At 65.1% G+C, this 16,944-nt stretch carries 23 protein-coding genes; 9 read left to right on the top strand and 14 right to left on the bottom strand.

What is annotated here, in order from left to right; all coding sequences use genetic code 11:
• Positions 1–11 precede the first annotated feature (11 nt).
• Together HS053_RS17985 and HS053_RS17980 are read left to right on the top strand one after the other, a co-directional pair.
• A complete protein-coding gene (locus tag HS053_RS17985) occupies positions 12–764 on the top strand; it encodes an MlaA family lipoprotein (protein WP_174212628.1) in 753 nt (250 codons plus the stop codon).
• Positions 754–1,365 carry an MlaC/ttg2D family ABC transporter substrate-binding protein gene (locus HS053_RS17980; RefSeq protein WP_174212627.1) on the top strand — a complete coding sequence of 204 codons (612 nt, stop codon included), beginning with the start codon at positions 754–756 and terminating at the stop codon, positions 1,363–1,365. The genes HS053_RS17985 and HS053_RS17980 overlap by 11 nt, the downstream gene beginning before the upstream one ends.
• Here HS053_RS17980 and HS053_RS17975 read toward each other — a convergent pair.
• Genes HS053_RS17975 through HS053_RS17965 form a run of 3 tightly spaced genes read right to left on the bottom strand, consistent with a single transcriptional unit; the run spans position 1,362 to position 3,352 of the window.
• A complete protein-coding gene (locus HS053_RS17975; protein ID WP_174212626.1) occupies positions 1,362–1,832 on the bottom strand; it encodes a YbaK/EbsC family protein in 471 nt (156 codons plus the stop codon). The genes HS053_RS17980 and HS053_RS17975 overlap by 4 nt on opposite strands.
• Before the next feature lie 3 nt (positions 1,833–1,835).
• Positions 1,836–2,222 carry a hypothetical protein gene (locus tag HS053_RS17970; RefSeq protein ID WP_174212625.1) on the bottom strand — a complete coding sequence of 129 codons (387 nt, stop codon included), beginning with the start codon at positions 2,220–2,222 and terminating at the stop codon, positions 1,836–1,838.
• Positions 2,222–3,352, bottom strand: coding sequence for an S-(hydroxymethyl)glutathione dehydrogenase/class III alcohol dehydrogenase (locus HS053_RS17965; protein WP_174212624.1), 1,131 nt, complete (start codon positions 3,350–3,352; stop codon positions 2,222–2,224). The genes HS053_RS17970 and HS053_RS17965 overlap by 1 nt, the downstream gene beginning before the upstream one ends.
• A gap of 75 nt (positions 3,353–3,427) precedes the next feature.
• Here HS053_RS17965 and HS053_RS17960 point away from each other — a divergent pair, with 75 nt between their 5' ends.
• A complete protein-coding gene (locus HS053_RS17960) occupies positions 3,428–3,727 on the top strand; it encodes an I78 family peptidase inhibitor (protein ID WP_174212623.1) in 300 nt (99 codons plus the stop codon).
• Between the two features lie 28 nt (positions 3,728–3,755).
• Positions 3,756–4,040 (top strand): I78 family peptidase inhibitor, encoded by a 285-nt coding sequence (locus tag HS053_RS17955; protein ID WP_174212622.1) that lies wholly within the window; start codon positions 3,756–3,758, stop codon positions 4,038–4,040.
• 40 nt (positions 4,041–4,080) lie between these two features.
• On the opposite strand, the gene HS053_RS17950 is transcribed toward HS053_RS17955, so the two are convergent.
• From HS053_RS17950 to dapE, 4 genes are all read right to left on the bottom strand, one after another.
• Positions 4,081–4,515, bottom strand: coding sequence for a c-type cytochrome (locus HS053_RS17950; protein ID WP_174212621.1), 435 nt, complete (start codon positions 4,513–4,515; stop codon positions 4,081–4,083).
• Positions 4,516–4,648: 133 nt separating this feature from the next.
• A complete protein-coding gene (locus HS053_RS17945; RefSeq protein WP_174212620.1) occupies positions 4,649–5,875 on the bottom strand; it encodes a lytic murein transglycosylase in 1,227 nt (408 codons plus the stop codon).
• Between the two features lie 3 nt (positions 5,876–5,878).
• Entirely contained in the window at positions 5,879–8,137 is a 2,259-nt protein-coding gene (gene rnr / locus HS053_RS17940; RefSeq protein WP_174212619.1) for a ribonuclease R, read from the bottom strand.
• A gap of 146 nt (positions 8,138–8,283) precedes the next feature.
• Positions 8,284–9,432 carry a succinyl-diaminopimelate desuccinylase gene (gene dapE, locus HS053_RS17935; protein WP_174212618.1) on the bottom strand — a complete coding sequence of 383 codons (1,149 nt, stop codon included), beginning with the start codon at positions 9,430–9,432 and terminating at the stop codon, positions 8,284–8,286.
• Positions 9,433–9,647: 215 nt separating this feature from the next.
• On the opposite strand from dapE, the gene HS053_RS17930 reads away from it, so the two are divergent.
• Positions 9,648–10,715, top strand: a complete 1,068-nt coding sequence (locus tag HS053_RS17930) for a Hint domain-containing protein (protein ID WP_174212617.1) — start codon at positions 9,648–9,650, stop codon at positions 10,713–10,715.
• On the opposite strand, the gene HS053_RS17925 is transcribed toward HS053_RS17930, so the two are convergent.
• The gene (locus HS053_RS17925; protein WP_174212616.1) at positions 10,716–11,060 is read right to left on the bottom strand and encodes a hypothetical protein; all 345 of its coding nucleotides are present in this window, start codon (positions 11,058–11,060) and stop codon (positions 10,716–10,718) included.
• A 102-nt stretch (positions 11,061–11,162) separates the two neighbouring features.
• Between HS053_RS17925 and HS053_RS17920 the strand changes: the two genes are divergently transcribed.
• Positions 11,163–11,348, top strand: coding sequence for a hypothetical protein (locus HS053_RS17920; RefSeq protein WP_174212615.1), 186 nt, complete (start codon positions 11,163–11,165; stop codon positions 11,346–11,348).
• A 36-nt stretch (positions 11,349–11,384) separates the two neighbouring features.
• Positions 11,385–11,636, top strand: coding sequence for a hypothetical protein (locus tag HS053_RS17915; RefSeq protein ID WP_174212614.1), 252 nt, complete (start codon positions 11,385–11,387; stop codon positions 11,634–11,636).
• A gap of 9 nt (positions 11,637–11,645) precedes the next feature.
• Here HS053_RS17915 and HS053_RS17910 read toward each other — a convergent pair whose 3' ends face one another.
• The 3 genes from HS053_RS17910 to HS053_RS17900 form a co-directional block, all read right to left on the bottom strand.
• On the bottom strand, positions 11,646–12,158 hold the full coding sequence (locus HS053_RS17910; protein WP_174212613.1) for a DUF4347 domain-containing protein: 513 nt from the start codon (positions 12,156–12,158) through the stop codon (positions 11,646–11,648).
• Positions 12,159–12,235: 77 nt separating this feature from the next.
• Positions 12,236–13,063, bottom strand: coding sequence for a 2,3,4,5-tetrahydropyridine-2,6-dicarboxylate N-succinyltransferase (gene dapD / locus HS053_RS17905; protein ID WP_174212612.1), 828 nt, complete (start codon positions 13,061–13,063; stop codon positions 12,236–12,238).
• A 56-nt stretch (positions 13,064–13,119) separates the two neighbouring features.
• On the bottom strand, positions 13,120–14,001 hold the full coding sequence (locus HS053_RS17900) for an aminoglycoside phosphotransferase family protein (protein WP_174212611.1): 882 nt from the start codon (positions 13,999–14,001) through the stop codon (positions 13,120–13,122).
• A 96-nt stretch (positions 14,002–14,097) separates the two neighbouring features.
• Between HS053_RS17900 and HS053_RS17895 the strand changes: the two genes are divergently transcribed.
• Positions 14,098–14,907 carry an LOG family protein gene (locus HS053_RS17895; RefSeq protein ID WP_174212610.1) on the top strand — a complete coding sequence of 270 codons (810 nt, stop codon included), beginning with the start codon at positions 14,098–14,100 and terminating at the stop codon, positions 14,905–14,907.
• Positions 14,888–15,244 carry a hypothetical protein gene (locus HS053_RS17890; protein ID WP_174212609.1) on the top strand — a complete coding sequence of 119 codons (357 nt, stop codon included), beginning with the start codon at positions 14,888–14,890 and terminating at the stop codon, positions 15,242–15,244. Before HS053_RS17895 ends, HS053_RS17890 begins: the two co-directional genes overlap by 20 nt.
• Here the strand turns inward: HS053_RS17890 and ureG are convergent.
• Genes ureG through HS053_RS17875 form a run of 3 tightly spaced genes read right to left on the bottom strand, consistent with a single transcriptional unit; the run spans position 15,229 to position 16,944 of the window.
• Entirely contained in the window at positions 15,229–15,864 is a 636-nt protein-coding gene (ureG, locus tag HS053_RS17885) for an urease accessory protein UreG (RefSeq protein WP_174212608.1), read from the bottom strand. The two genes, HS053_RS17890 and ureG, sit on opposite strands and share 16 nt — an antisense overlap.
• The gene (locus HS053_RS17880) at positions 15,861–16,514 is read right to left on the bottom strand and encodes an urease accessory protein UreF (protein ID WP_241699922.1); all 654 of its coding nucleotides are present in this window, start codon (positions 16,512–16,514) and stop codon (positions 15,861–15,863) included. The genes ureG and HS053_RS17880 overlap by 4 nt, the downstream gene beginning before the upstream one ends.
• Positions 16,492–16,944 carry an urease accessory protein UreE gene (locus tag HS053_RS17875; protein ID WP_174212607.1) on the bottom strand — a complete coding sequence of 151 codons (453 nt, stop codon included), beginning with the start codon at positions 16,942–16,944 and terminating at the stop codon, positions 16,492–16,494. Before HS053_RS17875 ends, HS053_RS17880 begins: the two co-directional genes overlap by 23 nt.

Genomic DNA, 16,944 nt, shown 5'->3' with positions numbered 1-16,944 from the left:
ACCATAGAAACATGAAGCTTTCGATTCCATTGCTTTCCGCACCCTATCGGGCTTTTTCGCTCGTGATTCTTGCCGGGCTGGCGGCCTGCGGTCCGGCGCCCGCGCCGCAGGGCATCAACGACCCGTATGAGACCGAAAATCGTGCCACCCATGCCTTCAACGTGGCGCTGGACCGCAACATCCTCAAACCCCTGTCTTCGGGGATGGGCGGCGGCCCGGTCAGCACTGGCATAGGGAATTTTGCCGACAATCTGGGCACCCCGGGCGATGTGGTGAACAATCTGTTGCAGGTCCGTCTGGGCCGGGCGACCCACAATACGCTGCGCTTTGCCATCAACAGCACCATCGGGCTGGGCGGCATCTTCGATCCGGCCACCGCCATGGGCGTGACCGAGAAGAAGACCGATTTCGGCGAGACCCTGCATGTCTGGGGTGTCGAGGAAGGCGCCTATGTCGAACTGCCGCTGCTGGGGCCATCGACGCAACGCGATGCACTGGGTTCGGTCATCGATCTGGCGCTGGACCCGATGAACTATCTGCTGCCCCGGCCGGAAAGCTATGTCGGCACCATGGCGAAACTTGCTGCAAAACTTGGTGATCGCGGGCGCTATTCCGCTACGGTCGACTCCATCCTATATGACAGTGCGGACAGCTACATTCAGGCGCGACTGCTTTACCTGCAGAATCGCCGGTATGAACTGGGCCAGACCAGCGGCGAGTCCGCCAGTTTCGAAGACCCTTACGAGGACCCCTATGGACAATGACTTCACCCAGATTTCCCGGCGCCGTTTCGCGGCCGGGTTTGCGCTTGGCTCAGTTGCGCTGGCGCTGCCCCTGCCGCTGCGCGCCCTGACGGTGGATGAAGCCCGCGCCCTGGTGGACAAGGCGGTGGGTGACATCAACAAGGTGATCAACTCGGGCAAGTCGGAAACGGCCATGTATGGCGATTTCGAGCGGATTTTCTCGAAATATGCCGATGTTGCGGTGATTGCCCGTTCGGCGCTGGGTCCGGCGGCGAAATCCGCCTCTTCGGGCCAGATGAATGCGTTCACCAAGGCTTATCAGGGCTATATCAGCCGCAAATACGGTCGCCGCTTCCGTGAATTCATCGGCGGCACGATCGAGGTGACGGGCGCCCAGCCGGTGAAAAGCTATTACGAGGTGATCTCGGTCGCGCATCTGAAGGGCGAGGCACCGTTCGATCTGCGCTGGCATGTGTCGGACAAGTCGGGGCGCAACCTGTTCTTCAACATCATCATCGAAGGCGTGAACATGCTGGCCAGCGAGCGCGCCGAAATCGGTGCCATGCTGGACAAGCGCAAGGGCGATCTGGACGCACTGATCGGCGATCTGAAAAGCGCCTAAGCCAGCAAATCTGCGGCGATCCCGCCGCAGGCGCGCAGCGCATCGGCGGGGGCGATGCCCAGCAACAGCCCCCGCGCACCGGCGTTGATCCAGACCCGGGGCGCGGCGCTGGCCGCAGCCTCAAACGCGGTGGGGACCGCTTTCTTCTGGCCAAAGGGCGAAATGCCGCCGACGTGGTAGCCTGTCAGCCGCTCGGCCTTTGCCGGGGGCATCATCGCCGCCGCCTTGCCGCCAAAGGCTGCCGCCACCCGCTTCATCGACAGTTGGGCGCCCGAGGGGATCACACAGCAGGCGGGCCGCCCGTCCACCTCGACCATCAGGCATTTCAGCGTGACCGCCGGGTCCAGCCCCAGCGCCGAAGCCGCCGCAAGCCCGATATGGGCGGCGTTCGGATCATAGGCATAGGGATGCAGCGTGACCGCGACCCCAAGGGCGGCAAGCTGTTTTAGACCCGGAGTTGCCGCCATGACCTAACCCGTCAATTCGGCGGCGCAGTCGCGGGCGTGCAGACGGCGCGCGATATCCTGCATCTCGGCATCGCTGCCGGTCAGCATGAACTCGGCCCGGGTCAGCGCGTCGCGCAGGGTGGGGCGCATCACCTCGGCGCCGCAGACCCGCAGGATGATTTCCTGGCCAATCTGCCCCTCGGTCAGGGCGACCAACCGGGCGTCATAGCTGCTTTCCAGACGGACACGCACAGCGGAGCCGGCATCGCCCTGTTCGATGGCGACAAGGGCGATGCCGTCGGCGCCAACATCAAGCAGGGTTCCGGCCACCTCAAGCTGCAACAGCGGCGGCCCCTCGGCCTGCGCCGCGCCGGACAGCGCGAACAGCAGGGCAAGGGGCCGCAGCAGCATCAGTAGATGACCACGGTGCGGATGCTTTCGCCGCGATGCATCAGATCAAACCCTTCGTTGATCCGCTCAAGCGGCAGGGTGTGGGTGATCATCGGGTCGATCTCGATCTTGCCGTCCATATACCAATCGACGATCTTCGGCACATCGGTCCGGCCCCGGGCGCCGCCGAATGCCGTGCCCTTCCAGACGCGGCCGGTGACCAGCTGGAACGGGCGGGTCTGAATCTCGGCCCCCGCAGGTGCCACGCCGATCACCACCGACACACCCCAGCCGCGGTGGGTGCATTCCAGCGCGTCGCGCATCACCTTCACATTGCCGGTGCAGTCGAACGAGTAATCCGCGCCGCCGATCTGGTCGAACGGGGTTTTCGTCAGGTTGACGATGTGCTGCACGACCGAGCCTTCGATTTCCTTCGGGTTGACAAAATGCGTCATCCCGAACCGCTCGCCCCAAGCCTTGCGGTCGTTGTTGATATCCACCCCGATGATCATGTCGGCACCGGCCAGCCGCAGCCCCTGCAACACGTTCAGCCCGATCCCGCCCAGACCAAAGACCACCGCCTTGGCGCCGGTTTCCACCTTGGCGGTGTTCAGAACCGCGCCAACGCCGGTGGTAACCCCGCAGCCGATATAGCAAATCTTGTCAAAGGGCGCGTCGTCACGCACCTTCGCCAGCGCGATTTCCGGCACCACCGTATGGTTGGCGAAGGTCGAGCAGCCCATGTAATGATGGATCGGCGTGCCATCCAGCATCGAAAACCGGCTGGTGCCGTCAGGCATCAGGCCCTGCCCCTGCGTCGCGCGGATCGAGGTGCAGAGGTTGGTTTTCTGCGACAGGCAGGACGGGCATTCGCGGCATTCCGGCGTGTAAAGCGGGATGACGTGATCGCCCACTTTCAGCGATTTCACCCCCGGGCCGACCGCAATGACCACGCCCGCGCCTTCATGGCCCAGAATGGCCGGGAACAGCCCCTCGGGGTCGGCGCCCGACAGGGTGAATTCGTCGGTGTGGCAAATGCCGGTGGCCTTGATCTCCACCAGAACCTCGCCCTCTTTGGGATCGGCGAGATTCACTTCCATGATCTCAAGCGGTTTGCCTGCGGCAACGGCGACGGCAGCACGGGTTCGCATGGGTCTTCCTCCCCTTATCATCTCGCGCAAGCTGTGCGAGAAAGCAGGAGAAATCAACGCGGGAAACGACATCTCATGCGGCTATTGCCCCCTGCTGCCCTGCTCGCCATGCTGTTTCTGGCGGGCTGCATCGGGCAGGCAAGTTATCGCATGGGGCCGGTGGCCGAGATGATTCCGCCGCAGCCGGACCGTTGCGGTCTGGCGCAAATGCCCGCGATGGGGGGCAAACCCATGGCTGCGCTGGCAGATTTTCCGCTGGGCGACCGGTTGCGGGTGCTGTGGCCCGGGCAGGAGGTGACGGATGACATCCGCCCCGACCGCCTGAATGCCGAAGTGGATGTGCAGGGCCGCATCCGAAGATTGTTCTGCGGCTGAGGCCGCACTTTTCAAGAAAGGTTATCCGATGCTGCGCCGTATCCTGCTGCTTGCCCCGCTTGCCCTTGCCGCCTGTGTCGAGACGGCACCCCTGCCGCCCGCCCCGGTTGATCCGATGCCGGTCAACGCCTGTGGCGCGCTGGATCTGCAATTTCTGGTGGGAGAGCCTGCTTCGGTGCTAGAAACCATGCGGTTTTCGCAGCAGGTCCGGGTGATCCGCCCCGGTCAGGCGGTGACGATGGATTATTCGCCTGCCCGGCTGAACATCGAAGTCAACGGGGCCGAACGTATCACCCGCGTCTCCTGCGGCTGAGGGTTGCAAGGCCCCCGGGTTGCGGGGGCCTTGCCCTGAATCACATCCGATAATCGGTATGGCAGGCTTTGCAGGCGCCGCCAACGGCGCCCATGCCGGCGCCGATGCCTTCTGCCGAAGCCACATCCAGCGCCGTCGCCGCCGAATTCAGGCCCTGCGCCTTGGCAAGGAACGCATCCCAGCCGGTCCAGATTTCCGGCTTGGCTTCACTGCCCGGGTCGCTGGGATTGTCGGTGAACTTGGCCGCAATCTCGGCCGAGCCATTGACCAGCGTGGCCTTGGCCGCTTCGGCCGCCGCGGCGTCGAAGGCAACCTCGCCGCTGGCCATGCCGCCCAGAACCTTGGCCGCGCCGCCGAACGATTTCATCAGATCCTGCCTGGCGATCACGGTCGGGTCGGTGGCTTCGGTTTCGGCATAGGCAATGCCGCCGGCCACGATCATCCCGAAGACGAGCGCTTGGGTAAGCTTCTTCAATTTATCCTCCTGCAATGGACTTGCCGGACCAGCTTAGGCATGGCCTGCCCTTTGTTTGCAGGAAATTTTCGGGCCAGTTGGCCGCCTCACGCAGTTGTCATTGCCGCCGTCATTGCCGCACATCCGCTGTGCGCTATCGCACAGGCTGTTCTGAACGCAACCGTTCCAGCAACGGCAGCGAGGGGTAGCCATCGGGCAGAAGCCCCGATTTCACCTGATAACCACGAATCGCGGCCAAGGTGCGCGGCCCCATCTTGGCATCGGCCCCCAACGTGTCGAAACCCGCCGTCGTCAGCCGCTCCTGCAACTCGATCCGCTCGAAATAGTCCAGCACCCGCAGATCGCGCGGCCAGGGCGCCAGAAACGGCCCGCCGCCCGCCAGACGATCCGCCAGATGACCCACGGCGATGACATAGGAATCGGCAAGGTTATAGGTCTCGATCGCGGCGAAATTGTCGAAGATCAGAAAGGCCGGCCCCCCCGCCCCCGCCGGCAAGAGAAGCGAGGCCCAATCCTCGCCCGCCAAGGCACCGCCTGCGGCATCGGTCACGCCCAGCCCGGCCCAATAGGCCAAGGGCTTCTGCGTGCGCGGCCCGGCCAGCAGATAATCGAACCCCTCGGGCAGCCGCACCTCGCGGCCCCACGGCGCGCCCTTCTTCCAGCCGGCCTTGGCCAGATAGGCTGCGGTCGAGGCCAGCGCGTCGGCAGGATCGTCGCTCCAGATGTTGCGCTTGCCGTCGCCGTCGAAATCGACCGCCAACTTGGCCCAGCTTGAGGGCATGAATTGCGTATGCCCCATCGCCCCGGCCCAGGAACCCAACATCGCCCCCGGCGCCACATGGCCGCCCTGCAATATCCGCAGCGCCTCGATCAGCTCGCCCTCAAAGAACGCGCCGCGCCGCCCGTCATAGGCCAATGTGGCCAGCGCCGAGATCGTCGGAATATCGCCGCGCACCGCGCCATAGCTGCTTTCCAGCCCCCAGATCGCCACCACCGCCTGACGGTCCACGCCATAGGTCGCCTCGATCCGGTCCAGAACCGCCGCCTCGTCGCGCAACGCCCTCTGGCCCAGCGCGATGCGGTCCTCCGACACCGCTTTGTCAAGGTAATCCCAGATCGCCTTGGTGAATTCGTCCTGCCGCCGGTCACGCTCCACCACCTTGGGCAGGAAGGTGACCCCGGCCATCCCCTCCTGAAAGGCCGCGGGGGAAATCCCCACCGCCAGCGCCCGGCCCCGGAACCCTTCGACCCAGGCGTCAAGCCCCTGCTGGTTGCCCTCGATCACGACCTCGATCCTCCGTTCCTGCGCGGGCAAGGGGGCGGTCAGCGCCAGCAAAAGAAGAAATGCCCAGCGCCCCATGCCCTACCGCCGCTTGCGCAGAACCTTGCGCTTCAGCGCGGCATCCCGGGCCGATTGCGCACCCGGCTTGCGCGGCTGATAACGCCCGCCCCGCTTGCCCGGCTTGCCCACGGCCAGCGCGCTGCCCTCGGCCGTCAGCAATTGCAGCACCAGCCCACCAGTCACCGGCACCGCTTCGACCAGCCGCACGGTGACGCGCTGTCCAATACTGAACACCGTGCCGGTATCGGCACCGATCAGGCTTTGGCTCGCCTCGTCATAATGAAAGAACTCGCGCCCCAATTCACGGATCGGGATCAGCCCGTCGGCCCCCGTCTCATCCAGCTTCACGAACAGGCCAAAGCGCTGCACGCCCGAGATGCGGCCCGCAAACTCGGCCCCCACCCGGTCGGCCAGAAAGGCCGCAAGGTAACGGTCGGTGGTGTCACGTTCCGCCGCCATGCTGCGCCGCTCGGCATCGGAAATCAGCTTGCCGGTTTCGTCCAGCGCTTCGATATCGCCCTGCGACAGCCCGTCGCCGCCCCAGCCATGCCCCCGGATCAGCGCCCGATGCACGATCAGATCGGAATATCGCCGGATCGGGCTGGTGAAATGGGCGTAGTTCTTCAGCGCCAGCCCGAAATGGCCGAAGTTCTGCGGATTGTAATAGGCCTGCGTCATGCTGCGCAGGGTGGAAATGTTCATCAGCTCGTCAAACTCGGTGCCCTCGGCCTGCGCCAGAAGCCGGTTCAGATGCGCGGTCTTCAGCACCTGCCCCTTGGCCAGCACGAAACCCGAAGCCTCGGCCACCTCACGCAGGCTTTCCAGCTTTTGCGGCGAGGGTTCTTCGTGAACCCGGTAGAGAAGCGGCTGCTTGAGCCGCTGCAACTCTTCGGCGGCACAGACATTGGCGAGGACCATGAATTCCTCGATCAGCTTGTGCGCCTCAAGCCGCTCCTTGAAATCGACCGACAGAACCTTGCCCTCATCCGACAGCACGATCTTGCGCTCGGGCAGATCAAGGTCCAGCGGTTGCCGCGCGGCACGGGCCTGCTTTGCCGCCTCATAGGCGGCGTAAAGCGGCGTCAGCACCCGGTCGAGCAGGGGGGCCGTCTTCTCATCCGGCGCCCCGTCCACCGCCGCCTGCACCTGTGCGTAATGCAGCGACCCGGACGAGCGCATCATTCCCCGCACGAAACGGTGAGAAATCTTCTGCCCCTGCGCATCCAGCCGCATCCGCACCGCCAGACAGGCACGGTCCACATGCTCGTGCAGCGAACACAGATCGCCCGACAGGATATCGGGCAGCATCGGCACCACCCGGTCGGGGAAATAGGTCGAGTTGCCGCGCCGCCGCGCCTCGCGGTCAAGCGCCGAGCCGGGGGTGACGTAATGCGCCACATCGGCAATGGCGACCCAGACGATATGGCCGCCGTCATTGCCCGCCTCGCGGTCGGGTTCGGCATAGCAGGCGTCATCGCGGTCGCGGGCGTCAATCGGGTCAATGGTGACCAGCGGCAGGTCGCGCAGATCGGTGCGGCCCGACAAACCCACCACCGGATCGGCGCGGTCAGCCTCGGCAATCACGGCATCGGGAAACTGGTCGGGAATGCCGTGCTGATGAATGGCAATCAGGCTGACGGCGCGCGGCCCGGCGGGGTCGCCCAGCCGGGCGGTGATCCGCGCCTGCGGCAAACCCATCTGGCGGCGGTTTCCCACCGCCTCTGCTTCGACCAGCTCGCCGTCGCGGGCCTCCATCGTCAGGTCACGCGCAACGCGCCATTCCTTGTCCTGCCCCTTGTCGATGGGCACGATCCGGCCGCCTTCGGCCCCGGCACGAAACACGCCCAACACCTTGAGCGGGTTGGTCCCGATCCGCCGGATCAGCCGCGCCTCATACTGGTAATCATCCAGATCAACCTTGGACAGCCGCGCCAGAATCCGGTCACCGCCGCCCAGCGCAGGATCGCCGTGCTTGGGGATGATCAGAATACGCAGTCCCTCTTCCACCCCCTCTTCCAGCGGACGGGCATAAAGGTCACCCGCGGCATCGGGCGCCAGCACCAAAAGCACCGATACCGGCGGCAATTCCCCGGCCGGACGGAAACGGCGGGCCGTCTTTTGCAGTGTGCCTTCCCCCTCCAGTTCGGCCAGAAGCCGCTTGAGGTCAATCCGCGCGTCACCCTTGATCCCGAAGGCTTTGGCAATGTCACGCTTGGCCGAAAGGCCGGGGTTCTCGGCGATCCACTGACGGATCTGCTCTTTGGTGGGCAATGGGTTCATGGCCCAGACCTAGCACGCCGGACCCGCCAAGAAAACGTTCCGCATTTCATCTTGGCCCAAATATCCCCCGCGGAGCGTCCTGCATCGGCCAAAGGAGCCTCCGGCGGGGATATTTAAACCAAGATGAAAGCCGAAGCCGGCGCGGCTCAGGCGAAGTAATCGCGCAGGATACGGGCGTAAATCGCCTTGAGCTGGCCGATCTGCGCCACCTCAACCCGTTCATCCACCTGATGCATGGTTTTGCCGACCAGCCCGAATTCCACCACCGGGCAGTGCGCCTTGACAAAGCGCGCATCCGAAGTACCGCCGGATGTGGAGGGTTCGGGGCGGCGTCCGGTCTCAGCCTGAACTGCACTGGCGATAAGCTCCGACAGTTCACCGGGCGGCGTCAGGAAGCTTTCGCCGGAAATCTGAAAGCGGCAGTCGATCTGCACGCCGGTTTCCGCCTGCACCGCCGCAGCATGGGCGGACAGCCATTCCGACAGGCTGGCGCCGGAATGCAGATCGTTGAAACGGATGTTGACGGTGGCCGCCCCGCGCGCCGGGATCACATTGGTCGCCGGATTGCCGCAATCGATGGTGGTGATGGCAAGGGTCGAGGCATCGAAATGCGCGGTGCCCTCGTCCAGCGGTTTTTCCTCCAGCCGGGCGAGCAGGCGGACAAGGGCGCTCATCGGGTTTTTGGCACGGTGCGGATAGGCGGAATGGCCCTGCACCCCGGTTGCGGTGAACCAGCAGGTCATGCTGCCGCGCCGCCCGATCTTCATCATCTCGCCCATCTCGTTCGGGCAGGTCGGCTCGCCCACAAGGCAATGGGTCATCCGCTCGCCGTTCTGCGCCATCCAGTCCAGCAGAGCGACGGTGCCATCCACCGCATCGGCCTCTTCATCGCCGGTGATGGTCAGGATGACCGCGCCATCCGGGGGTGTTTCGCGCACAAAGTCGATGGCGGCGGCGGCAAAGGCCGCCACGCCCGATTTCATGTCGGTCGCGCCCCGGCCATACATCCAGCCGTCCACCACCTCGGCGCCGAACGGGTCATGGGTCCAGGCGGCAAGATCGCCCACCGGCACCACATCGGTATGGCCGTTGAAGCCAAAGCTCTTGTTCGCCCCCTTCGCCCCCCAGCGGGCAAAAAGGTTGGCGATGCCGCCACGGTCAACCCGGGTGCAGGCAAAGCCCGCTGCCGTCAGTTCCCTTTCCAGCAATTGCAGCGCCCCCCCCTCGGCCGGGGTGACCGAGGCGCAGCGGATCAGATCGGCGGTCAGACGGACAGGATCGACAGGAGAGGACATCGGCAGTTCCTTGACATGAGATGTCCAAGGGTTAACGCGGCACCCGCCGGGCTGCAATGCTGTGGCCATCCCGCCACCACCACCGCAGCGTGTGCCGCAAGGCGGCCTTTCGCCGTGACATGCCGCCCGTGCCGCCCTAGATTCTGCCGATAACAACATCCGGTCGGCTTTGGGGCAATGCTCCCAGGGTTAAATCCGGGGAGATGAGGCGGCATTTGAGCGATCCGCGACCAGACCGGCACCCGACCCGACCCACCGTGGCATTGCCGCCGGGGGACGGCTTTGCCATGGCCGAAGACTGGCTGGTGCTGTCGGACCGTGACCCGACCGCCGGTCTGCCTGCCCTGGCGGAGAGCGGGCTTTTCGTGGCCGAATTCGCGCTGCCGCTGGAAGGGCGCTGCCTCTTGTTCGATTACAAGGCGCATGATGGCTGGGAACGGGGGCTGACCCTGTTTCACGACCCCGACAGCGGGCTGTCCTTGCTGCACCGGCAAGGGCGGGCGGTGCAGCGCCACTCTATCGCCGGACCTTTGCCGGCGGTTCAGGGCGTGGGACGGTTAAGCCTGCGGTTCGATGCCCCGGCGCGGCTGTGGTCGCTGCGTCTTGAGGTGGTCGATGATCCGTCGGTCCCGGTGCTGACCGCGACGGGCAGCAATCCCCTGCCGATGCGGCCCGAAGATGTCGCCGCCCTCTCGGCCACGCCGCAGCGGCTGCAACGGCATCCGGCGCTGTTGTGGTTCGGGCTGGCACGGGGGGCCGAACTGCCGGCCCGGGCACCGTGGATGGGGTTGCGGACTCCGATTGAAACAAGCCGCGGCCCGGTCGCCGCCGGCCAGTTGCGCCCCGGCGATCTGGTGGCCACGGTGGATCACGGGCTTCGGCCGCTGGCGGCGCTGCATCCTCTGCATCTGCCGGCCTGCGGCTCTTTCGCGCCGGTGCTGCTGCGGGCGCCCTATTTCCCGCAGCGCAGCGACATTCTGGTGTCCTCCGATCAGATGGTTCTGCTGGAAGGCCCCGAAGTCGAGTATCTTTTCGGCGAGGATGAGGTTCTGGTGCCTGCAAGCGCACTGGTCGATGGCCGGTCGGCCATGGCGGAACAGCGGCGGGCAGTTGCCCCTTCGGTCGCGCTGATCTTTGAAGAGCCAGTCATAGTGCTGGCCGATGGCTGCGCGCTGTTGTCGGCGGTGCCGGGCGATGTCGCGCCCCGCCGCTGCCTTGAGACCTATGAGGCGATGACGCTGATGGCGCTTCTGGGTCGGGGCGGGCAGCGCCGCCGCGCCTGATCAGTCGAAGAAGGGCGTCATCTGCGCCACAACGACCGAGTTTTCGTCCAGCGCCCGCTGCATCAGCGCCCGCTCTTCGCCGTCGATCTCGTCGCCCGCCTTCAGCCGGTCGTCCAAAGTGCCATAGCCCGAGACATCCAGCGGCGCGAGATCGGCATCCTTGAGGATCGCCACGGTTTCGCGCACCGCCTCGGCCTCGTCCACGCCGCTGGCATAGATCATCAGCGCGGCGCCGGTGGCCTTGTCGGGCAGGCCATCGCCCGCCTTGCGGCCGACTTCCACGACAAGGGTGTAAACCTGCTGCGCGCGTTTCACCTTGGCCGGTTTGTCTTCGCCGTCTTCCATGGCATTCCCCTTTTTTGCCGGGGTCGCCCGAAGCCGGCCACTTGTCAAGTTCCGCGGATAAGATAGCGTCGCCCCCCGCCAATCCCATGAAAGCCAATCCAGATGAAATTCCGTCCGCTGCTTGCCGCCCTTGCCCTGTTTCTGACAGCAGCCTTGCCGTTGCAGGCGCAGGAGAAAAAGATCACCCGCGTCGGCGATTTCCAGATCATCGCCATCTTCGAGAAGGGCCGGTTTGACCGTTGTGCCGCCGTTCTGACCAATGGCACCGGGATGCTGCGGCTGGCCTAAACGACCAAGCGCGTCTACAGCCTGAGCGTTCCGGGCGTGAAGGGGCACGGCCCGGATGAGATGGCGCTGCGCTTTGACGGCGGGGCGTCGCAATTCTATTTCGCAACCGGGGCGAATGACGATCGGGCCTGGCTGACGCTGGATCAGTCCGCTGTCGATGCCTTCAGGGATTCGAGCGAGCAATTCGACGTGGATTTCGCGGGCCGGGCTTGTAGCTGGTCGCTGTATAATGCCGCGATGACCGATGTTTTCGTGGCGATCGAGGATTGCACCGGCGCGCGGATGTAGCGCGCCACCTCAGGCCCCTTCACGGCGGGTCACCTGCCCGCTGCCATCAACATGCACCGTGCGGGGATGGCCGGTCAAATGCACCACCCGCCCGGTGAGCGGATTGCCGAATCCGACCGAGGTCCAGCCTTTGGCCTGCCCGCCAACACCGATCAACATGCAGCGCGCGGCTTCGGTCAGGAAAGACCAGCCGCCCGGCCCTTCGGCAACATTGCAGCCGGAAAACAGGATATGCGCCCCGGGCGTTGCAAAGCTTTGCCCGCCCATATAGGCGCGCTGATCGCGGAACCAGCCATCGTGAAAGCTGCGATCCTCGCCGAAAGAGATTTCGCCCGGGGCGCCGTGGCAATCAATGATGATGCGGTCAAACCGCTGCCGCCCCGCCAAGAGACGCGCGAACAGGTCCACAAAACTGGCGTTGTTGCGGCAACCAATGCGGATCACGGGGCCGGGAATGTCATGGCCGGACAGACCAAGCATCAACAGCGAATTGTCCGAATGATAGATATGCAGAGCCGTCATCGACCAGACCCGGAACGAACAAATGAAAACAGGCTGCGCCCCGGGGGGCACAGCCTGTCAATCGCCGCCTTGGCAGATCAGTCGCGCAGCAGCTCGTTGATCGAGGTTTTCGAGCGGGTCTGCGCATCGACCTTTTTCACGATCACCGCGCAATACAGGTTGATGCCGTTCTTCGACGGCATCGAGCCCGCCACCACGACCGAACCCGCCGGCACTTCGCCATACATCACCGCGCCGGTTTCGCGGTCCACGATCTTGGTGGACTGGCCGATGAACACGCCCATTCCCAGCACGGAACCTTCGCGGATGATGCAGCCTTCGACCACTTCGGACCGCGCACCGATAAAGCAATTGTCCTCGATGATCGTCGGGCCCGCCTGCATCGGCTCCAACACGCCGCCGATGCCGACGCCGCCCGAGAGGTGGACATTCTTGCCGATCTGCGCGCAAGAGCCGACCGTGGCCCAGCCATCCACCATCGAGCCTTCATCGACAAAAGCCCCGATGTTGACGAAAGACGGCATCAGCACCACGCCCTTAGCAATATAGGCCGAGCGGCGCACGATCGAGCCGGGAACCGCGCGGAACCCCGCCGCGCGCCAGTCGGCCTCGGTCCAGCCCTGAAACTTGGACGGCACCTTGTCCCACCAGTTCGAGCCGCCGTTGCTGCCGGAAATCTCATACATGTCGGTCAGCCGGAACGACAGCAGCACCGCCTTCTTGGCCCATTGGTTGACATGCCATTTGCCATCCGCCTGACGCTCGGCCACCCGCAGCTTGCCTTTGTCCAGCGCCTCGAGCGTGGCTTCGATGGCGTCGCGCGCCTCGCCCTTGGTGGCGGGGGAAATGCCGTCGCGGGCCTCCCATGCGGCTTCGATGGCGGCTTCCAGCGCGGCAAAAGTCATGTCGATCTCCCCAGAAATACCTGCCCTCCATAGCCAGAGAGGGCGATCTGCGCAACTCACCTCGGCCAGTCGTCCATTGTGTGCTGCAGGGCCCGGCGCATCACGCCATGCAGGGCCGGGTTGCTGTTGCGATAATAGGGCGCCGCCATCACCGCCTTGGAAAAGGCCAGAGCCCGCCCCCGCGCCCATGTGGCCTCATCGACCCCGAGCAGGTTGCGGAAATGTGCGCGGCCTGCCGGGCCCAGAACCATCCAGCCGCAGATCAGATCATGCGCCGGATCACCGGCACAAAAGGCGCCCCAGTCAATCACGACGGCAAGCCTGCCTTGTTGCGTCAGCAGGTTCAGCGGATGCAGATCGGCATGAACAAGCACCGGCGGCCCCTTCCAGACCGGCAAGGCCAGCGCCGCGTGCCAGAGGCGCATCACCTCGGCCGGGTCAGCCTCGTCGGTGATGCGGGCGATCATCTGGCGCGTGAAGGCGTCACGCGGGCACAGATGGCCGCCCTCGGGCATCAGGGGCGCGTCGGGTGGCACCGGAATGGCCCGCAAAGCCGCCACGAAGCCTGCCAGTGCCCCGGAAGCGGCAAGATCGTCGGCAGGCGGCGCCACGAGCGCATTCGCCCCGGCGATCCACTGCAGGACCTGCCAGGGATGGGAATAGCCCTCTCCCGGCTGCCCGAACGCCAGCGGTGCGGGCACCTCCAGCGGCAGTTGCGGCGCGAGCCACGGCAACCAGCGCGCTTCAGCGGCCATTTGCGCCGCCGCCCCCGGTGTGCGCGGGAAGCGCAGAACCATATCCTCGCCCAGCCGTATCAGCCGGTTATCGGTGCCACCGGCCCCGGCATAGGCCAGCGGCAAACCCGCCCATTCCGGAAACTGCGCCGCGACAAGGGCTGCGGCCTGCTGCAGCGTGACGGGCGTTTCTCCCTCATGCATCCGGGCTGCGGTCATTGCCTTGCTCAAGTTCAGGTGGCAGCGGTCCCCATCTGCCGCTATGCCTTGTAAGCATATCAGCAATTTGCCGAGTGCCCAATGAAAGACGAACCCCGCAGCCATCCGTTCCGCGACTCGAACGAAGATATCGCCGCCACCCGCCGGCTGCCGGATACGCCGCAGACCCGGGCGCCCGCCTATCGGCTGGCCTTCGCCGACCGCGATTTCATGACCCGCGAAGAGCTGCGCCCGGTGCGGCTGCAGCTTGAGCTGCTGAAGCCGCAGATGATCATGGATGAGCGCGGTATCCGGTCTACCATCGTGGTGATGGGCAGCGCACGCATTCCGGCTCCGGGGCAACCCGGCAAGGCGGCGGGTCTGTCGCGCTGGTATGAAGAGGCGCGGCGGCTGGCCCGGCTGGTGACCGAACGCAGCCTGCAAAGCTATGGCCACGAGGATGTGGTGATCACCGGCGGCGGCCCCGGCATCATGGAGGCGGGCAACCGCGGCGCCGAAGAGGCCGGGGGTGATTCCATCGGGCTCAACATCGTTCTGCCGCATGAACAGGCGCCGAATGCCTATGTCACGCCGGACCTGTCGTTCAACTTCCACTATTTCGCCATCCGCAAGATGCATTTCCTGATGCGGGCCAAGGCGATCTGCATTTTCCCCGGCGGTTTCGGCACGCTGGATGAGATGTTTGAAAGCCTGACCCTGATCCAGACCAAGCGGATGAAGCGGGTGCCGTTCCTGCTCTTTGGCCGCGACTGGTGGGAGCGGGTTCTGGACTGGAATTTCCTCGCCGAGGAGGGCGTGATCAACCCCGAAGACCTATCGCTGTTCCAGTTTGTCGAAACCGCGGAAGAGGCGCTGGCCGCGATTGACGGGTTTGAGCCGGACTGTCGCTGAAAATGTTCCGGGATTGCCCAATTTCTGCCGCCTTTGCGGGTTTTTCTGGCAAAACGTCAAGATGCAGGGCGATGCGTTAACCCTCGTTAAGGGTCCGGGCAGAAGACTGAGCCTCTTGACCGCGTTGTCGGCCACAAGCCGCCGCGCTTCGCTGGTTCGTCTGGCAGGAAAGGGGTTGCTTATGTCTGTCGCCGATTCACCGCTTCCGTTCGAAGCCACGCGCCTGTTCCGCGAACAGGCTGCCGCCGATCTGGCTGAGGCCCGCCACTATTTCCGGCTGACGCTGGTTGTTGCGGCCTTCACGCTGGGCACCCTGCTCGCTCAACTCTTCGGCTGATCGCGCAGGGTCAGACCGCCTTCCTCGCACAGGAACGCCACGACCTCTGCAACACCATGGCCCTGCCGCAGCCGGGCCATGACATAGGGCCGGGCCCCCCGCGCCGCGCGGGTATCCGCCTCAAGCAGGCCGATATCCACGCCGACATAGGGCGCCAGATCGGTCTTGTTCACCACCAGCAAATCGGATTTCGCCAGACCCGGTCCGCGTTTGCGCGGAATGTCCTGCCCTGCGGCCGTGTCGATCACATAGATCGTCAGGTCCGCCAGTTCTGGGCTGTAGGTTGCCGCCAGATTGTCGCCCCCCGATTCAATCAGGATCAGGTCCAGCGCCGGAAAGGCGCCGCGCAGATCGGCCACGGCGGCAAGGTTGATGCTGGCATCTTCACGGATCGCGGTATGGGGACAGCCGCCGGTTTCCACGCCCCGGATACGTTCCACCGGCAGAACCTGCGCCCGCATCAGATATTCGGCATCCTCGCGGGTGTAGATGTCATTGGTAATCACCGCCATGTCGCAGCGGCTGGCCAGCGCGCGGCACAGTTGCTCGGTCAGGGTGGTCTTGCCGGCACCCACCGGGCCGCCGATACCGACGCGCAAGGGTCCATGGGGATTGGTCATGAGCGGAAGATCCTTACCTCAAGCGTTTCCTGTGTCATCGAGGCGATATCGGCGCCGATGGTGCAACTTCCCAGATCATCCAGCCCAAGCCGCGCATAATCCGCCGCCGCCTGCACGATCAGCGGCGCAAGACCCGAGATCAGCCGCTGCCCCGCGCTTTGCCCCAGCGGCATGAAGCGCACCGCGACCGACACAAGCTGTGCCGCCAGCCCCTGCAACCAAAGCGCCAGCACCTCGCCATCGCCAACCTCCAGCCCCCGCGTCGCAAGCCCTATCGCCAGTGGCAGGGGGAGAAGCGGCGACTCTTGTCCCGTGATGGCCGCCATCTGCGCGCCAAAGGCCCGGCCAAGTTCCTCGGCTTCGCGCGCACGGCCAAGGCTGGGCATATAGGCGCGTGCAAGATCGGCCAGTGCGGGCAGATCGGCGCCGGGCGCCCGGGCCAAGGTCAGAAAGATCGCATCCATCCGACCGGAACCGTGCAGGATCGCCCCTTCGATCCAGTCGCGCAGACTGGCCTCATCTGTCACCAACCCGGCTGAAATCGCCGCCTCAAGCCCCTGCGAATGGGCAAAGGCGCCGATCGGAAAGGCGGGCGACAGAAGCTGCGCCAGCCGGAGCCTGTCCGCCTCAATGGCCATGAAAATGGTCATGCCCCATGGTGCGCCCATGGCCATAGGCGCCGCCTTCGGGCCGGAAGGGCGCGATGACCGGCGTGAGATCGGCGCCCAAGCCGCGCAGCATCGCCTCAAGCACATGGTCACGGCGGATCACCAGATGGCCCTCATCCACCTGACAAGGCGTATGGCGGTTGCCGATATGCCAGGCGAGCCGGGCCAAATTTGGCCCGCGCACCTCGATCACCGGCTCTTGCGCCGCGACCACCGCCACCCGCTGCCCCGTATCGGTCACCAAAGCATCGCCATCTTCCAGCGAGACGGTTTCGGCCAGATCGACCATCACCGAGGCGCCGCTTTCGCAGACCAGCCGTTTGCGCCGCAAGAACCGTTCGTCATAGGACAGCACCACCCGCTCGTCCGCTCCGGCGGCACCCTGACGAACGATCTGACGGGCGGGCAGCAT

Origin of the sequence: Tabrizicola fusiformis, from assembly GCF_013328815.1 — a bacterium.
Taxonomy (GTDB): Bacteria; Pseudomonadota; Alphaproteobacteria; order Rhodobacterales; family Rhodobacteraceae; genus Fuscibacter.
The sequence above is the reverse complement of the archived record's forward strand: the minus strand, read 5'-3'. Positions and strand labels throughout refer to the sequence as shown.

Excerpts from the sequence above, each read along its gene's own strand:
- HS053_RS17970 (WP_174212625.1), bottom strand. The coding sequence starts at position 2,222 with ATGCTGCTGCGGCCCCTTGCCCTGCTGTTCGCGCTGTCCGGCGCGGCG.
- HS053_RS17975 (WP_174212626.1), bottom strand. The coding sequence starts at position 1,832 with ATGGCGGCAACTCCGGGTCTAAAACAGCTTGCCGCCCTTGGGGTCGCG.
- HS053_RS17880 (WP_241699922.1), bottom strand. The coding sequence starts at position 16,514 with ATGACCATTTTCATGGCCATTGAGGCGGACAGGCTCCGGCTGGCGCAG.
- HS053_RS17955 (WP_174212622.1), top strand. The coding sequence starts at position 3,756 with ATGCTGCGCCGTATCCTGCTGCTTGCCCCGCTTGCCCTTGCCGCCTGT.
- dapD (WP_174212612.1), bottom strand. The coding sequence starts at position 13,063 with ATGACTTTTGCCGCGCTGGAAGCCGCCATCGAAGCCGCATGGGAGGCC.
- HS053_RS17945 (WP_174212620.1), bottom strand. The coding sequence starts at position 5,875 with ATGGGGCGCTGGGCATTTCTTCTTTTGCTGGCGCTGACCGCCCCCTTG.
- HS053_RS17875 (WP_174212607.1), bottom strand. The coding sequence starts at position 16,944 with ATGCTGCCCGCCCGTCAGATCGTTCGTCAGGGTGCCGCCGGAGCGGAC.
- rnr (WP_174212619.1), bottom strand. The coding sequence starts at position 8,137 with ATGAACCCATTGCCCACCAAAGAGCAGATCCGTCAGTGGATCGCCGAG.
- HS053_RS17965 (WP_174212624.1), bottom strand. The coding sequence starts at position 3,352 with ATGCGAACCCGTGCTGCCGTCGCCGTTGCCGCAGGCAAACCGCTTGAG.
- HS053_RS17900 (WP_174212611.1), bottom strand. The coding sequence starts at position 14,001 with ATGCATGAGGGAGAAACGCCCGTCACGCTGCAGCAGGCCGCAGCCCTT.
- HS053_RS17980 (WP_174212627.1), top strand. The coding sequence starts at position 754 with ATGGACAATGACTTCACCCAGATTTCCCGGCGCCGTTTCGCGGCCGGG.
- HS053_RS17960 (WP_174212623.1), top strand. The coding sequence starts at position 3,428 with ATGCGGCTATTGCCCCCTGCTGCCCTGCTCGCCATGCTGTTTCTGGCG.
- ureG (WP_174212608.1), bottom strand. The coding sequence starts at position 15,864 with ATGACCAATCCCCATGGACCCTTGCGCGTCGGTATCGGCGGCCCGGTG.
- dapE (WP_174212618.1), bottom strand. The coding sequence starts at position 9,432 with ATGTCCTCTCCTGTCGATCCTGTCCGTCTGACCGCCGATCTGATCCGC.
- HS053_RS17920 (WP_174212615.1), top strand. The coding sequence starts at position 11,163 with ATGAAATTCCGTCCGCTGCTTGCCGCCCTTGCCCTGTTTCTGACAGCA.
- HS053_RS17895 (WP_174212610.1), top strand. The coding sequence starts at position 14,098 with ATGAAAGACGAACCCCGCAGCCATCCGTTCCGCGACTCGAACGAAGAT.
- HS053_RS17925 (WP_174212616.1), bottom strand. The coding sequence starts at position 11,060 with ATGGAAGACGGCGAAGACAAACCGGCCAAGGTGAAACGCGCGCAGCAG.
- HS053_RS17910 (WP_174212613.1), bottom strand. The coding sequence starts at position 12,158 with ATGACGGCTCTGCATATCTATCATTCGGACAATTCGCTGTTGATGCTT.
- HS053_RS17985 (WP_174212628.1), top strand. The coding sequence starts at position 12 with ATGAAGCTTTCGATTCCATTGCTTTCCGCACCCTATCGGGCTTTTTCG.